Below are 14964 nucleotides of genomic sequence, written 5' to 3'. Positions count from 1 at the left end.
GGGCCCCGAAAGGCCTAGGCAACAAACAAGCCCCAGGTCATTGACCTGGGGCTTTGTTATGGAGCGGATGACGGGAATCGAACCCGCGCTATAGGCTTGGGAATCTATGTTGCCTGGGGTGTTCATATGGCATCTGACCTGCGTAAACAGCCTTCTGGAAGGGCTACCTCGAGGGTCCGCCCGTACCCGTATTGACCGCTGTTTGCCGCTCGGAAGGGCACGGATGGGGCACGTGTCCGTTGGCCTGGGTCGTGCGGCACGCCCCTGCCTCGGCGGTTGCGCCTTGGCTCCTGATTGCGTGAGGCTTGACGCAAGGGGAGCTGGGTAGGAGACTGCTTGCGTGTTCTCTCATGGTTTCGTGAGGGGAGGCGCAAGGAGATGGTCATGGAACTGCTGTCGGTGAAAGAGGCTGCGGCCCTGCTCGGGGTGGATGATTCCCGCGTCCGTCAGTTGCTGCATGACGGAAAGCTGCAGGGGCAGCGGGTCGGTGGCCGTTGGCTGGTTGCCGGGGGCAGCGTCCGGGATCGCAAGGACCGGGGCCGCCGTTCGCGGAGACCTCTGTCGGCCCGCAACGCATGGGGCGTTCTGGCGGTGCTGGACGGCCATCAGCCGGTGGGCCTGTCCGATGCAGAGAAGTCCCGGGTGAGGACGCGGTTGCGGAACCTCCTTGCCCACGGGCAACTGTCTCCAGCTCTGGTCCAGGAACTCCTTGCCGCCCGTGCCGAGGTTCGTTCGTACCGCGTTCATTCAGGCGTACTGCCAGTTCTGCTCGCCGCTCAGGATGTGGTGCGGGGAGGAGCGAGTGCTGCGGCGCAGACAGGGGCGGACTACATCTCCCTCGGCCCTGCGGAGATCTACGTACACCCCGACCGGGTCGAAAAGCTGGAAGCCGCGTTCGGCATGGTCCGTGATGAAGGGCGGGGCAATGTCTCGGTCCGAATCCCCCCGTCGGAGATGTGGCCGTTCTTGACCTCAAGGTCTGAAGCCCCAGGGCAGGGCCATGACGTCCCCGCCTCAGTGGTGGCGGCCGACTTGCTGGACCTCCATGAGAGCCGAGCCGACGCTGCCGCAACTGGGTTGCTCGAGTCTCTGCTGATTCGCTACGCGCAGCCTCGGAAGGTGTGATCATGGCGGCTGATCTGTCCGATGTACGACTGGAGTCGGACCTGTTCACCGGCCCGCTGGTGGAGTTGTGGGGCGTGCTGTTCGATCTTTCGGAGCAGGTGCCGGATGCCTGGTCGCTGATCGGTGGGCAGATGGTGCTCCTGCACGGCCTGGAGCACGGTCGGACTCCACCGGCGGCGAGCGCCGACCTGGATGTCCTGGCTGACGTGCAGTCGGACCAGCAGAGCTTGCGTCGTTTGGTCGCGGCGCTGGAACGGCTCGGATTCTCCCCAGCCGGCATGTCGCCGCAGGGCAACTTGTTGCACCGCTATCAGCGCGGTGTGGGGCCGCAGCGGTTGGTGGTGGATCTGCTGGCGCCTGACAACCTCGGCCCCCGTGCAGACCTCACCACGACGCCGCCCGGACGCACGCTGGAGGTGCCGGGCGGACGGCAGGCTGCGCAGAGAACCGAGGCTGTGAGAGTGCGACTGGGGTCGAGGACGGGCCGGATCCGACGCCCCAGCCTGTTGGGGGCGATCGTGGCGAAGGCTGCAGCGGTGAGCATCAAGACTGCTTCGCCGGAGCGCCACTATCGCGATCTGGCGTTCTTGCTCTCGTTGCCCGCCAATCCGCTGCAACTCAGAGACCAACTCGACAAGGGCGACCGTAAGAAGCTCGCGTTCGCGAAGGCCTTGAGCGATCCGCAGCATGCAGCTTGGCGCCAACTGGCCGACGAGGGCGCCCGGGCGGACGGCCGGGCCATGTACGGGTTCTTGTCTCCGCCTGCGACGACGTGAGAACAGCCGAAGGCCCGCGACCTCGTCGCCGCCAAGGTGGTGCGCAAGTGGTGCGGGACTCCTGAATAGGTCTAGACAATGACGAAGCCCCAGGTCGCTGACCTGGGGCTTTGCTGTGGAGCGGATGACGGGAATCGAACCCGCGCTATAAGCTTGGGAAGCTCATGTTCTACCATTAAACTACATCCGCGCAGTGGTCCAGTTGCCTGGAGCGCCATCGTTTCTCACCCTACCCCATGATCGACCCCTGGTGAATTCGCCCCGGGAGTGGTGTCGCGTGCGGGGTGTATGGAGGGTCGTGGGGGCGGGAGTTGGGGCGTACCTTGTGTGTGCGGAGCGGCGGCTGGAGTGGGTCTTGTTCATCCCCTAATGTGGCGATTCATCGCAGTACGGCTGGTTGGGGAAAGGGACTCGATGGAGCACACCGTCGTCCGTTGTGCCGAAGGGCACGTGTTCAGCACCGCTTCGTTCCCGCTGCAGCACCTCGGTGCCGGCCGGATCGGGCCGGGGCGGCTGCTTCGGTGTCCGCGCTGTGCGCGGCTGCGGCATGCCGTGCCCGTGGGAGCGGCGCCGAAGCGGTAGACACCGGCGCGCGGGCATCCGCCTCGATTGGGGCGGCCCGCGCGCTCTGCGTATCCTCGGGACGTGCTTCTCTCTGATAAAGACATCCGGGCCGAGATCGACAGCGGACGGGTTCGCATCGACCCCTTCGACGAGTCGATGGTGCAGCCCTCCAGCATCGATGTACGTCTCGACCGGTTCTTCCGGGTCTTCGAGAATCACCGCTACGCCCACATCGACCCCGCCACCGAGCAGAGCGATCTGACCCGGATGGTCGAGCCGGACGGTGACGAGGCGTTCATCCTTCACCCGGGTGAGTTCGTGCTCGCCTCGACCTACGAGGTCATCTCGCTGCCGGACGACATCGCCTCCAGACTGGAGGGGAAGTCCAGTCTTGGCCGGCTCGGGCTGGTGACGCATTCGACCGCCGGTTTCATCGACCCCGGGTTCTCGGGCCACGTGACGCTGGAGCTGTCGAACCTCGCCACGCTGCCGATCAAGCTCTGGCCGGGTATGAAGATCGGACAGCTGTGTCTGTTCCGGCTCAGCTCGCCCGCGGAGTTCCCGTACGGGAGCGAGCGGTACGGATCGCGGTACCAGGGCCAGCGCGGCCCGACGGCCTCGCGGTCCTTCCAGAACTTCCACCGGACCCAGGTGAGGCACGAGGCATGAGTGACGGAGTGAGTGGCGGAGTGCGCGAGAACCTCGACTACGAGGGCTTCGGCCGGGCCGTGCGCGAGCTGGCGCAGACCATCGCCGACGACGGCTACGAGCCGGACATCATCCTGAGCATCGCCCGCGGCGGCGTCTTCGTCGCCGGTGGCCTCGCGTACGCCCTCGACTGCAAGAACATCCACCTGGTGAACGTGGAGTTCTACACCGGCGTGGGCACCACCTTGGAGATGCCGGTCATGCTGGCGCCCGTGCCCGAGGCGATCGACTTCACCGACAAGAAGGTGCTGATCGCCGACGACGTCGCGGACACGGGGAAGACGCTCAAGCTCGTGCACGACTTCTGCCTCGGGCACGTCGCCGAGGTGCGGTCCGCCGTGATCTACGAGAAGTCCCACTCGCTCGTGAAGTGCGAGTACGTGTGGAAGAAGACCGACGAGTGGGTCAACTTCCCCTGGTCGGTCGAACCGCCCGTCGTGAAGCGCGAGGGGCAGGTCCTCGACGCCTGACAGGCGTGCAGGCACATACGGAGAGGGGCCCCGCACGAACATCGTGCGGGGCCCCTCTCCGTATGTGCCTGCGTGCGCTAGATCGTGCCCAGCTTGATGATCGACAGCAGGGCGATCAGCTGGATCGCCGACGCGCCCAGGGCCTTCGGCCACGGCAGGTCGTGCGATTTGCTGATCAGGGAGGCGAAGAGCGCGCCGGCCGCCACCCATGTGGCCCAGCCGAGGATCTGGACGAGCATGTTGTCGCCGCCCAGGAACATGGCGAACAGCAGGCGGGGGACGTCCGTCAGGCTCATGACCAGCATCGACAGGCCCACCGTGGGCTGCCAGGACCCGTCGCCCCCCAGCTGGCGGGCCAGCGTGTGGGTGACGGCGCCGAGGACCAGGCCGCAGATCACGAAGGCCACGCCCGCCGAGAGCACGATCGGGACGGCCTTGGAGAGGGTGGCGTTGATGACGTCGTTGCGGGTGTCGTCGAGGCCGAAGACCGCGAGCAGCCCGTAGAGGAAGGTCACGATCAGCGCCGGCCCCCAGACGGCGTAGTCGCGCATCTGCAGGAAGGTCGGGCCCGGGCGGGTCACGATGCCCCGGATCAGGTCCTTCCACGGCAGCCGCGGACCGGTGGGGGCGGCGGCCTGCGCCGCGCCCGCCTGGTAGGTCCCGCCCTGGCTGTACGGGTACGGGTCCTCGCCGATGGCGAAGGCCTGGGTGTACCCGGGTGAGTCGCTCGGGCCGCCGGCTCCCTGGGCGGGGGGATGGCCGTAGCCGTATCCCTGGCCCTGGCCCTGGCCCTGACCTTGGCCCTGGCCGGCGTGACCGCCGTGCGGGTCGAAGTATTCGGGCTCGCCGTGGCCCCCGGGAGCGGCCTGCTGCGGCCACTGCTGGGGTGCGTAGGGCTGCTGGCCGTACGGTGCGGGCGCCTGGGGCGCCTGCTGCGAACCGTACGGCTGCTGCCGCGGGGGTTGTTGCGGGGTGCGGTTGTTGTCCCGGCCGCGTCCGATCCTGAATCCAGCCACGTGATCGAAAGTACCCGCTCCCGGGCGGTCCAGTGGCCGGGCCGGGGGAAGAAGCCCCCTTTGCGGCTGAGCTGTGACATCCCCTAGGGGGTACCTGTGGGGTACCTGGGGGGCTTTCTCGGGGTGGGTGCGGGGTGGGTTACGTGGCTGCGCGGCAGTCTGCCGATGTCCGTTACATCTCCGACGGAATACGGACATACCGGCTCCGTAGCTTCGTAGACGTAGCCACCGCCGCGAAGCACGAACGAGCACGAGAAGAGCCCCGTCATGCGCAGTCCGCACCGTCGTACCACCCTCCGTACCGCCGCCGTCGTGGCCGGTGCGGCCGCCGTCCTCGCCCTTCCGGTGGGGTCCGCCTTCGCGGATTCCCCCGCCGTGCCGGACGCCCAGGTCCTGCCCGGCGTCGAGCAGCCGTCCGTCGACCCGCAGCAGCCGCAGGTGGACCCGACCGTCCCGCCCACCACGCCGCCGACCACCCCGCCCACGACGCCGCCGACCACGCCCCCGACCACCCCGCCCGTGAAGCCTTCGGTCCGGGCCTACGTCACGACCGTGAAGCTGGCCGACGGATCGGTCGCCAAGGTCTACAAGATCGGTGAGGGCCACTTCGAGGCCGACGTCTTCGCCGGTGGCGTCAAGATCGACACCCTGGTCAGCAAGGACGGCAAGCCCGCCGCCGGCCAGAACAACGGGCTGCACGTCGTCCTCCAGCCGAACGGCACCATCACCTCCTGGATCGAGGGCGCGACCAAGCCGGTCGAGAAGCCGAAGCCGGTCGAGAAGCCGAAGCCGGTGGAGAAGAAGGAGAACGTCGTTCAGGTCGCCATGCCCGACGGGCGCAACGCGCGGCTGATCGACGGCCCGAACGGCAAGCGCGTCGAGATCTCCATGCCGAACGGGAACCTCCTCGGGACGATCGACCTGAAGCACCCGACCACGACGAACGACGGCTGGACGTACAAGCTCGTCCAGGACGGGAAGCGCGTGAAGTTCGTCGTCATCGACGGCAAGAACGGCGGGAACAGCTGGGTCTACGACTTCACCAGCGGCAAGCTGATCGAGAAGTACGAGGTGGAGAAGGGCGACAAGGGCGGTACGAAGGACGCCAAGCCCGTCGCCAAGCCGGTCGAGAAGAAGGCCGTCGAGCGGATCGTGCCGAAGGGCGGCGTGAAGGCCGGTGCGGAGGGTGTCGCGCCGGTGTCCGCCGAAGGCGACGGCACGCTGCTGCTCGCCGCCGGCGGGGGCATGGCGGCGGTCGGCGCCGCGGGCCTCGGCTTCGCGATGCTGCGCCGCAGCCGGTCCGACCGGGCCTGACCCCCGGCTCCGGACCCGGACCCGGACACCGAACACCGGAACGGCCCGCCCCCACAGGGGGCGGGCCGTTCCGGTGTTCGGTGCTGCGCGCGCGGGCTACTTCGCCTCGGCGTCGGTCTCCGGCTCCGCCGGGGCTTCCGCCGCCTTCGGCTCGGCCGCCTCGGCCTTGGCCTCCGCCTTCGCCTCCGCAGGCGCCTCGGCCTCCGCCTTCGCCGGGGCCTCCGCCTTCGCCTCCGCCTCCGCCTTCGCAGGCGCCTCGGCCGCCGCCTTCGCCGGGGCTTCCGCCTTCGCCTCCACGACGGCCTTCGCCTCCACGACGGGCTCCGGCTCCACAACGGGCTCCGGCTCCGGCTCGGCCACCGGCTCCGGCGTCCTCACCGAGTCCAGCAGCAGCTGCGCCACGTCGACCACCGTGACGTGTTCCTTCGCCTGGCCGTCGTTCTTCTTGCCGTTCACCGAGTCGGTGAGCATGACGAGGCAGAAGGGGCAGGCGGTGGAGACGATGTCCGGGTTCAGGGACAGGGCTTCGTCGACGCGCTCGTTGTTGATGCGCTTGCCGATCCGCTCCTCCATCCACATCCGCGCGCCACCGGCGCCACAGCAGAAGCCCCGCTCCTTGTGGCGGTGCATCTCCTGCTGGCGCAGGCCCGGCACGGCCGACATGATCTCGCGCGGCGGCGTGTAGACCTTGTTGTGGCGGCCCAGGTAGCACGGGTCGTGGTACGTGATCAGCCCGTCGACCGGGGTCACCGGCGTGAGGCGGCCCTCGTCGATCAGGTGCTGGAGCAGCTGCGTGTGGTGGATGACCTCGTACTCGCCGCCGAGCTGCGGGTACTCGTTCGCGATGGTGTTGAAGCAGTGCGGGCAGGTGGAGACGATCCGCTTCGCCGACTTCGGCTTCTTCGTCTCCGGGTCCTCGTCGTCCTCGCCGAACGCCATGTTCAGCATCGCGACGTTCTCCTGCGCGAGCTGCTGGAAGAGCGGCTCGTTGCCCAGGCGGCGCGGGGAGTCACCCGTGCACTTCTCGTCGCCGCCCATGATCGCGAACTTGACGCCCGCGATGTTCAGCAGCTCGGCGAAGGCCTTCGTGGTCTTCTTCGCCCGGTCCTCGAGGGCGCCCGCGCAGCCGACCCAGTACAGGTAGTCGAACTCGGAGAGGTCCTCCGCGTCCTTGCCGATGATCGGGACCTCGAAGTCCACCTCCTTGGTCCACTCGACGCGCTGCTTCTTCGCGAGGCCCCAGGGGTTGCCCTTCTTCTCCAGGTTCTTGAGCATCGTGCCCGCCTCCGACGGGAACGCGCTCTCGATCATCACCTGGTAGCGCCGCATGTCGACGATGTGGTCGATGTGCTCGATGTCCACCGGGCACTGCTCGACGCACGCACCGCAGCTGGTGCAGGACCACAGGACGTCGGGGTCGATGACCCCGTTCTCCTCGGCGGTGCCGATCAGCGGGCGCTCGGCCTCGGCGAGGGCCGCGGCCGGGACGTTGGCGAGCTGTTCCGGCGTCGCCTTCTCGTTGCCCTCCATGTCCTTGCCGCCGCCGGCCAGCAGGTACGGGGCCTTGGCGTGCGCGTGGTCGCGCAGCGACATGATCAGGAGCTTGGGGGAGAGGGGCTTGCCCGTGTTCCAGGCCGGGCACTGCGACTGGCAGCGACCGCACTCGGTGCACGTGGAGAAGTCGAGGATGCCCTTCCACGAGAACTGCTCGACCTGCGAGACGCCGAAGACGTCGTCCTCGCCCGGGTCTTCGAAGTCGATGACCTTGCCGCCGCTGGTCATGGGCTGGAGCGCGCCCAGTGCGACCGCACCGTCCGCGTTCCGCTTGAACCAGATGTTCGGGAAGCCGAGGAAGCGGTGCCAGGCGACACCCATGTTGGTGTTGAGCGAGACCACGATCATCCAGATCAGCGAGGTGCCGATCTTGATCATCGCGGTGAAGTAGATGGCGTTCTGCAGCGCGCCGAGCGACATGCCCTTGAAGGCCAGCACCAGCGGGTACGAGACGAAGTACGCCGGCTCGTACGAGTCCACGTGGTGGATCGCGCCTTCGAGGCCGCGCAGGCACAGGATCGCGAGGCCGATGGTCAGGATGATGTACTCGACGAAGTACGCCTGCCAGGCCTTCGAGCCGGCGAAGCGCGACTTGCGGCCGGCCCGCGAGGGCAGCGACGCGAGGCGGATCCCCATCAGGACGAGGATGCCGGCCACCGTCATCAGGCCGATGAACTCGATGTAGAGCTCGAACGGCAGGAAGCCGCCGATGATCGGCAGCACCCAGTCGGCCTGGAAGAGCTGCCCGTACGCCTGCACCAGCGTGGGCGGCAGCGTCAGGAAGCCGATCGCGACGAACCAGTGCGCGAAGCCGACGAGGCCCCAGCGGTTCATCCGGCTGTGACCGAGGAACTCCCGGGCAAGGGTGAGCGTTCGGGATTTCGGGTCGTCCGTACGGCTGCCGGCCGGTACGGGCTGTCCGAGCTTCACGAAGCGGTAGATCTGCGCCACGGCTCGGGCGAGCAGCGCGACGCCGACCACGGTCAGGACCAGCGACACGATGATCGCGGCGAGTTGCATGGGAGGGCTCCTCGGGCGGCACTTACTAAGCGGTAACTTATCCAGTCAAGGCTTGAGGTTACCCAGTCCCGACGCCGCAATGTAGCCGAGCGCGCGGTGATCTGCGTCGCTCGCCCCCGCCGCGACGGGCCGCGCCCCCGCCTCGCCCCGCCTCGCCCCGCCCGGGCTCCGGCTCAGGGCCGCCCGTGCCGCCAGGCCGCCCGCGGGGTCTGCGCGAGGATCGCCAGGTCCATCCCCAGCCAGTGGTTCTCCACATAGTGCCGGTCCAGCAGGTCCATCTCCTCCCACGGCAGGTCCGAACGTGCGCTCACCTGCCACAGCCCGGTCATCCCGGGCCGTACGAGGAGCCGCTCGGGCCGGTCCGACAGGCCGTTCCCGGGGTGCGGCCCGACCAGCGACATCTCGCCCCGCACCACGTTGAGCAGCTGCGGCAGCCCGTCCAGCGCGCACCGCTCCAGCGCCGCCCCGGCCCGGCCCTTGCCCACGCGGAACCGCCACGCCCGGTAGGGCCGCCCGGCCAGGCCCGCCGCCGGCTCCCGTACGAGGACACCCGCGCCCTGGGTCGCGTACAGCAGCCCGGCGGCCAGGAGGAGGGGGACGAGGAGCACCCCGAGCAGGAGCACCGCTCCGGCGAGGTCGAGCACCCGCTTGGCAGACGGCCCGGCCGGGAGCTCCGGCAGAGCCGTCGGCCAGGAGGGGAGCGAGAGCAGCTTCTGCATGCCAGCACGGTGCCGCACGCCCGTGACGGTGTGCGGGCGCCGCGCGGCCGTGGTGCCCCGAATGGCGCTCCTGAGCGTAAGGGTGGCCTAAAGGTTGAGTCCCCTCGACTCACCTCTGTTGACACACTTGGAGCGGTGGGGCACTCTTGAGTCTGTTCCACTCAAGTCAGCTGGAGGAATCAAAATGGCACGTGCGGTCGGCATCGACCTGGGCACCACTAACTCCGTCGTCAGCGTTCTGGAAGGCGGCGAGCCCACCGTCATCACCAACGCCGAGGGCGCCAGGACCACGCCGTCCGTCGTCGCCTTCGCCAAGAACGGCGAGGTCCTCGTCGGCGAGGTGGCCAAGCGCCAGGCGGTCACGAACGTGGACCGGACCATCCGCTCCGTCAAGCGCCACATGGGCACTGACTGGAAGATCAACCTGGATGGCAAGGACTTCAACCCGCAGCAGATGAGCGCCTTCATCCTGCAGAAGCTGAAGCGCGACGCCGAGGCGTACCTGGGCGAGAAGGTCACGGACGCGGTCATCACCGTCCCGGCCTACTTCAACGACTCCGAGCGCCAGGCGACGAAGGAGGCCGGCGAGATCGCGGGCCTGAACGTCCTGCGTATTGTCAACGAGCCGACGGCCGCCGCCCTGGCCTACGGCCTCGACAAGGACGACCAGACCATTCTCGTCTTCGACCTCGGTGGCGGCACCTTCGACGTGTCGCTCCTCGAGATCGGCGACGGCGTCGTCGAGGTGAAGGCCACCAACGGTGACAACCACCTCGGTGGCGACGACTGGGACCAGCGCGTCGTCGACTACCTGGTGAAGCAGTTCCAGAACGGCCACGGCGTCGACCTGGCCAAGGACAAGATGGCGCTCCAGCGCCTGCGCGAGGCCGCCGAGAAGGCGAAGATCGAGCTGTCCTCCTCCACGGAGACCTCGATCAACCTGCCCTACATCACGGCTTCCGCCGAGGGCCCGCTGCACCTGGACGAGAAGCTCACGCGCTCCCAGTTCCAGCAGCTGACCGCGGACCTGCTCGACCGCTGCAAGACCCCGTTCCACAACGTCATCAAGGACGCGGGCATCAACCTGTCCGAGATCGACCACGTGGTCCTGGTCGGCGGCTCCACCCGCATGCCGGCCGTCGCGGAGCTCGTCAAGGAGCTCACCGGCGGTCAGGACGCCAACAAGGGCGTCAACCCGGACGAGGTCGTCGCCATCGGCGCGACCCTCCAGGCGGGCGTGCTCAAGGGTGAGGTCAAGGACGTCCTGCTCCTCGACGTGACCCCGCTGTCCCTGGGTATCGAAACCAAGGGCGGCATCATGACCAAGCTCATCGAGCGCAACACCACGATCCCGACCAAGCGGTCCGAGATCTTCACGACGGCCGAGGACAACCAGCCGTCCGTGCAGATCCAGGTCTACCAGGGCGAGCGCGAGATCGCGGCGTACAACAAGAAGCTCGGCATGTTCGAGCTGACCGGCCTGCCGCCGGCTCCGCGTGGCGTCCCGCAGATCGAGGTCTCCTTCGACATCGACGCGAACGGCATCATGCACGTCACGGCCAAGGACCTCGGCACGGGCAAGGAGCAGAAGATGACCGTCACCGGCGGCTCTTCGCTCGGCAAGGACGAGGTCGACCGCATGCGCCAGGAGGCGGAGCAGTACGCGGACGAGGACCTGCGCCGCAAGGAAGCCGCGGAGTCCCGCAACCAGGGCGAGAGCCTCGTCTACCAGACGGAGAAGTTCGTCAAGGACAACGAGGACAAGGTCCCGGCCGACGTCAAGGAAGAGGTCGAGGCCTCCATCGCCGAGCTGAAGGAAAAGCTCAAGGGCGAGGACGCTGCCGAGATCCGCACCGCGACCGAGAAGCTCGGCGCCGTCAGCCAGAAGCTCGGCCAGGCGATCTACGCCGACGCCGGTGCCCAGGCCGCCGGTGGCGCGCCGACCGGTGACGCCGGCCAGGCCGACGCCAACGACGACGTCGTCGACGCCGAGATCGTCGACGACGAGAAGCCGAAGGGTGGCGCTGCCTGATGTCGGAGGAGACCCCGGGCTTCGACGAGAAGCCCGAAGTCCCCGCCGACGGCACGCCTGACGACGCCGCCGAGCCGAAGGCCGCAGCTTCCTCCAAGGAGGAGGCCGCGGCCCCGGCCGGGGACTCCGCAGCAGCACAGAGCGGCCAGGAAACAGCCCTCCTGGCCCAGCTGGACCAGGCCCGTACCGCGCTCGGCGAGCGCACCGCGGACCTCCAGCGCCTCCAGGCGGAGTACCAGAACTACCGCCGCCGGGTGGAGCGGGACCGGATCGCCGTCAAGGAGATCGCGGTCGCGTCCCTCCTGACGGAGCTGCTCCCGACCCTGGACGACATCGGCCGGGCGCGGGAACATGGCGAGCTGGTCGGCGGCTTCAAGTCGGTGGCCGAATCGCTGGAGACCGCCGCGGCCAAGATGGGCCTGCAGCAGTTCGGCAAGGAGGGCGAGCCCTTCGACCCGACGATCCACGAGGCCCTGATGCACTCGTACGCGCCGGACGTCACCGAGGACACCTGCGTGGCGATCCTGCAGCCGGGCTACCGGATCGGCGAGCGTACGATCCGTCCCGCGCGGGTCGCGGTGGCCGAGCCCCAGCCGGGCACGGCGCCGAAGTCCGAGGCGGCGGAGGCCGATTCCGCGTCGGAATCGTCGGACGCATCGGGCAAGGACGCGGATGCCCCCGACAAGGGCTGACGTCGCGGCGCCCTTTGCACGACACGCAGGACAAGAAGTAGCGCGAGAGGAGGGACACCGGGGATGAGCACGAAGGACTTCGTCGAGAAGGACTACTACAAGGTCCTCGGTGTCCCGAAGGACGCCACCGAGGCCGAGATCAAGAAGGCGTACCGGAAGCTCGCCCGCGAGTTCCACCCGGACGCCAACAAGGGCGACGCCTCGGCCGAGGAGCGCTTCAAGGAGATCTCCGAGGCGAACGACATCCTCGGCGACCCGAAGAAGCGCAAGGAGTACGACGAGGCCCGCGCCCTGTTCGGGAGCGGTACGTTGTTCAATCAGGGGGGCCGCCCCGGTCCCGGCGGGGGCGGCGGCTCGTTCAACTTCGACCTCGGTGACCTCTTCGGAGGCCAGCAGCAGGGCGGCGCGGGCGGCGGCTTCGGCGGCGGCGGACTGGGCGACGTCTTCGGCGGCCTGTTCAACCGCGGCGGCGCCGGCCCGGGTGCGGGAACCCGTACCCAGCCGCGCCGCGGCCAGGACATCGAGTCGGAGGTCACCCTCTCCTTCACGGAGGCGGTGGACGGGGCCACGGTCCCGCTCCGGATGTCCTCGCAGGCGCCCTGCAAGGCCTGTTCGGGCACCGGTGACAAGAACGGCACGCCCCGCGTGTGCCCGACCTGCGTCGGCACCGGCCAGGTCTCCCGCGGCAGCGGCGGCGGCTTCTCGCTGACCGACCCCTGCGCGGACTGCAAGGGCCGCGGCCTCATCGCCGAGACCCCCTGCGACATCTGCAAGGGCAGCGGTCGGGCCCGCAGTTCCCGGACCATGCAGGTCCGGATCCCGGCGGGGGTCTCCGACTCCCAGCGGATCCGGCTGCGCGGCAAGGGAGCTCCGGGCGAGCGCGGCGGCCCGGCCGGTGACCTGTACGTGGTCGTGCACGTGGACGCGCACCCGGTCTTCGGCCGCAAGGACGACAACCTCACGGTGACCGTTCCGGTGACCTTCGCGGAGGCGGCGCTCGGAGCCGACATCAAGGTCCCGACCTTGAACGGCCCCTCGGTGACGCTGAAGCTGCCCCCGGGCACCCCGGGCGGCCGCACGATGCGGGCTCGCGGCAAGGGGGCCATCCGCAAGGACGGTACCCGCGGAGACCTGCTCGTGACGGTGGAGGTAGCCGTCCCGACCGAGCTGAACGACAAGGCCCGCGAGGCCATGGAGCTGTACCGCGAGGCGACGGAGTCCGAGGACCCGCGCTCCGCGCTGTTCGAGTCCGCGAAGGGAGCATGACATGGACGGCCGCCGTAGGAGCCACTACCAGCTCACCGATGAGACCCCGGTCTACGTGATCTCGGTGGCCGCCCAGCTCTCGGGCCTGCATCCGCAGACCCTGCGCCAGTACGACCGTCTCGGCCTGGTCTCCCCGGGCCGTACGGCCGGGCGCGGCCGGCGCTACTCGGCCCGTGACATCGAACTGCTCCGCACGGTCCAGGCGCTGTCCCAGGAAGAGGGCATCAACCTGGCCGGCATCAAGCGGATCATCGAGCTGGAGAACCAGGTCGCCGCGCTCCAGCAGCGCGTGGCCGAGCTCTCCAGCGCGGTCGACGGTGCCGCCGCCGTGCTCCAGCAGCGCGAGGCCCAGGTGCACGCCTCGTACCGGCGCGACCTGGTCCCGTACCAGCCTCCGAAGCCGGGCAGTGCCCTGGTCGTCTGGCGGCCGGCGCCCAAGCGCCCGATGGACTGAGCGCGCCCGTACGGACGCGTGGAGAAGGCCCCGCCCGGGGTTTGCCGGGCGGGGCCTTCTCCGTCCGTCACCGGCGGCCCTGAGAGCCGCTGAGGGCCCCTGAGGGCCTCTGGGCGGCCGTCAGAGCCGGGGCTCCGGGTCCTCCAGGATCCCCGAGCGGGCGATGAGGAATCCGAGCTGCGCCCGGCTGCCGCTGCCGAGGGAGGCCGCCAGCTTGGCGATGTGGGCGCGGCAGGTCCGTACGTTCATCCCCAGCCGGCGCGCGATGGCCTCGTCCACGTGTCCCTCGATGAGGAGCTGGGCGATGGAGCGCTGCACGCCGGAGATGCCGCCGGGGGTGTGCTGGTACGTCACCTCCGCCGACAGCGGCACCGCGCGGTGCCACAGCTGCTCGAAGACCTTGATGAGGTAGTCGACCAGCCCGGGGTGGCGCAGTTCCAGGGCCGTCCTGCGGTCGTCGCTCGTGGGGATGAAGGCCACCGTGCGGTCGAAGATCATGAGACGCTCCATGAGCTCTTCGAGCGTGCGGATCTCGACCTTCCCCGCGGAGATCCGGTCCACGTAGGCGAGCGTGCCCTGACTGTGCCGCACGGTGTGCTGGTAGAGCGTCCGTATGCGCACCCCGCGGTTGACGAGGGGTGCGGCGCGCTCCAGCGCCTCCGTGAGGACCGATGTGGACCGCGCGCCGCCCGGCTGTACGGTCAGCACTTCGGTCCGGCACTCCGCGGTGGCCTGGTCGAGGGCGGTGTGGATCTGGTCGAAGCCCTCCAGCACGGTGATGGCGTGGGTGTTCGAGGGGCTCTGGGCGCTGATGGTCAGAAACGGCTCGAATGCGTCGGTGAGATCTATGGTGTCCCGGCGCCGGTCCTGAATCTCCCGTTCCAGTGGATGGAGCCGTTGGGCGAGCGCGACGGACGGGGGAACCGCGCGGAGCTGGTTCGCGTCATCGGGGTCGGGCCGCAGTAGAGCGAATTCGAGCAGGCAGGGGGCGTTCTCGACCTCGCTGCGGGTCACCCGGCCGGTGCTCAGCGCCGCCGTGTAGAGACGCGTCCCCTCGGCGCACATGGACGTGACGGGGTGGGGATGTGTCGGCTTTGTGTTGTTTCTGGGCAAATCTCCACCCCCCAGGGTCCTGAACATGCAAGAACATGATGCATCGTCCCTGTGGCAGCGACGTGCCCGAATGAGCCATCGTCTGACACGCGGGGGAGAAGATTTCCATCAAGTGAGGACGAAGCCGACCATGTACAAGAG

At 68.8% G+C, this 14964-nt stretch carries 13 protein-coding genes and 1 tRNA gene; 9 read left to right on the top strand and 5 right to left on the bottom strand.

Annotation, left to right across the window (positions count from 1 at the left end):
- Positions 1-384 precede the first annotated feature (384 nt).
- Entirely contained in the window at positions 385-1125 is a 741-nt protein-coding gene (locus AC3IX6_RS16980; RefSeq protein ID WP_489370938.1) for a helix-turn-helix domain-containing protein, read from the top strand.
- Positions 1126-1127: 2 nt separating this feature from the next.
- Positions 1128-1901, top strand: coding sequence for a hypothetical protein (locus AC3IX6_RS16975; RefSeq protein ID WP_489370937.1), 774 nt, complete (start codon positions 1128-1130; stop codon positions 1899-1901).
- Between the two features lie 116 nt (positions 1902-2017).
- Here the strand turns inward: AC3IX6_RS16975 and AC3IX6_RS16970 are convergent.
- A tRNA-Gly gene (locus tag AC3IX6_RS16970) sits at positions 2018-2091 on the bottom strand.
- Between the two features lie 455 nt (positions 2092-2546).
- Here AC3IX6_RS16970 and dcd point away from each other — a divergent pair.
- Together dcd and AC3IX6_RS16960 are read left to right on the top strand one after the other, a co-directional pair.
- The gene (gene dcd / locus AC3IX6_RS16965; RefSeq protein WP_053675430.1) at positions 2547-3134 is read left to right on the top strand and encodes a dCTP deaminase; all 588 of its coding nucleotides are present in this window, start codon (positions 2547-2549) and stop codon (positions 3132-3134) included.
- Entirely contained in the window at positions 3131-3643 is a 513-nt protein-coding gene (locus AC3IX6_RS16960; protein WP_489370935.1) for a phosphoribosyltransferase, read from the top strand. The genes dcd and AC3IX6_RS16960 overlap by 4 nt, the downstream gene beginning before the upstream one ends.
- Positions 3644-3720: 77 nt before the next feature.
- Here AC3IX6_RS16960 and AC3IX6_RS16955 read toward each other — a convergent pair whose 3' ends face one another.
- Positions 3721-4659, bottom strand: a complete 939-nt coding sequence (locus AC3IX6_RS16955) for a Yip1 family protein (RefSeq protein WP_489370933.1) — start codon at positions 4657-4659, stop codon at positions 3721-3723.
- Between the two features lie 267 nt (positions 4660-4926).
- Between AC3IX6_RS16955 and AC3IX6_RS16950 the strand changes: the two genes are divergently transcribed.
- Positions 4927-5973, top strand: a complete 1047-nt coding sequence (locus tag AC3IX6_RS16950; protein ID WP_489370932.1) for a hypothetical protein — start codon at positions 4927-4929, stop codon at positions 5971-5973.
- 96 nt (positions 5974-6069) lie between these two features.
- Here the strand turns inward: AC3IX6_RS16950 and AC3IX6_RS16945 are convergent, their stop codons facing one another.
- Positions 6070-8547 carry a (Fe-S)-binding protein gene (locus tag AC3IX6_RS16945; RefSeq protein ID WP_489370931.1) on the bottom strand — a complete coding sequence of 826 codons (2478 nt, stop codon included), beginning with the start codon at positions 8545-8547 and terminating at the stop codon, positions 6070-6072.
- Positions 8548-8720: 173 nt separating this feature from the next.
- On the bottom strand, positions 8721-9266 hold the full coding sequence (locus tag AC3IX6_RS16940) for a sugar transferase (protein ID WP_489370930.1): 546 nt from the start codon (positions 9264-9266) through the stop codon (positions 8721-8723).
- A gap of 184 nt (positions 9267-9450) precedes the next feature.
- Between AC3IX6_RS16940 and dnaK the strand changes: the two genes are divergently transcribed.
- The 4 genes from dnaK (at position 9451) to AC3IX6_RS16920 (ending at position 13710) form a co-directional block, all read left to right on the top strand.
- Entirely contained in the window at positions 9451-11298 is a 1848-nt protein-coding gene (gene dnaK / locus AC3IX6_RS16935) for a molecular chaperone DnaK (protein WP_383954351.1), read from the top strand.
- Complete coding sequence (gene grpE / locus AC3IX6_RS16930; RefSeq protein ID WP_489370929.1) at positions 11298-11990, top strand: nucleotide exchange factor GrpE; 693 nt, start codon at positions 11298-11300, stop codon at positions 11988-11990. The genes dnaK and grpE overlap by 1 nt, the downstream gene beginning before the upstream one ends.
- Positions 11991-12053: 63 nt before the next feature.
- Positions 12054-13256, top strand: a complete 1203-nt coding sequence (gene dnaJ / locus AC3IX6_RS16925; RefSeq protein WP_489370928.1) for a molecular chaperone DnaJ — start codon at positions 12054-12056, stop codon at positions 13254-13256.
- Between the two features lies 1 nt (position 13257).
- Positions 13258-13710, top strand: a complete 453-nt coding sequence (locus AC3IX6_RS16920; protein ID WP_489370927.1) for a heat shock protein transcriptional repressor HspR — start codon at positions 13258-13260, stop codon at positions 13708-13710.
- 120 nt (positions 13711-13830) lie between these two features.
- Here the strand turns inward: AC3IX6_RS16920 and AC3IX6_RS16915 are convergent, their stop codons facing one another.
- Positions 13831-14850 (bottom strand): helix-turn-helix transcriptional regulator, encoded by a 1020-nt coding sequence (locus AC3IX6_RS16915; RefSeq protein WP_489370926.1) that lies wholly within the window; start codon positions 14848-14850, stop codon positions 13831-13833.
- Positions 14851-14964: the final 114 nt, after the last annotated feature.

The sequence above is a fragment of the Streptomyces sp. GL_141 genome (genome assembly GCF_057834385.1).
The sequence above is the reverse complement of the archived record's forward strand: the minus strand, read 5'-3'. Positions and strand labels throughout refer to the sequence as shown.

Bases quoted from the DNA above. Each gene is read 5' to 3' on its own strand.
- AC3IX6_RS16980 (WP_489370938.1), top strand. From the start codon at position 385: ATGGAACTGCTGTCGGTGAAAGAGGCTGCGGCCCTGCTCGGGGTGGAT.
- AC3IX6_RS16915 (WP_489370926.1), bottom strand. From the start codon at position 14,850: ATGTTCAGGACCCTGGGGGGTGGAGATTTGCCCAGAAACAACACAAAG.
- dnaJ (WP_489370928.1), top strand. From the start codon at position 12,054: ATGAGCACGAAGGACTTCGTCGAGAAGGACTACTACAAGGTCCTCGGT.
- grpE (WP_489370929.1), top strand. From the start codon at position 11,298: ATGTCGGAGGAGACCCCGGGCTTCGACGAGAAGCCCGAAGTCCCCGCC.
- AC3IX6_RS16945 (WP_489370931.1), bottom strand. From the start codon at position 8,547: ATGCAACTCGCCGCGATCATCGTGTCGCTGGTCCTGACCGTGGTCGGC.
- AC3IX6_RS16960 (WP_489370935.1), top strand. From the start codon at position 3,131: ATGAGTGACGGAGTGAGTGGCGGAGTGCGCGAGAACCTCGACTACGAG.
- AC3IX6_RS16940 (WP_489370930.1), bottom strand. From the start codon at position 9,266: ATGCAGAAGCTGCTCTCGCTCCCCTCCTGGCCGACGGCTCTGCCGGAG.
- AC3IX6_RS16975 (WP_489370937.1), top strand. From the start codon at position 1,128: ATGGCGGCTGATCTGTCCGATGTACGACTGGAGTCGGACCTGTTCACC.
- AC3IX6_RS16920 (WP_489370927.1), top strand. From the start codon at position 13,258: ATGGACGGCCGCCGTAGGAGCCACTACCAGCTCACCGATGAGACCCCG.
- dnaK (WP_383954351.1), top strand. From the start codon at position 9,451: ATGGCACGTGCGGTCGGCATCGACCTGGGCACCACTAACTCCGTCGTC.
- AC3IX6_RS16950 (WP_489370932.1), top strand. From the start codon at position 4,927: ATGCGCAGTCCGCACCGTCGTACCACCCTCCGTACCGCCGCCGTCGTG.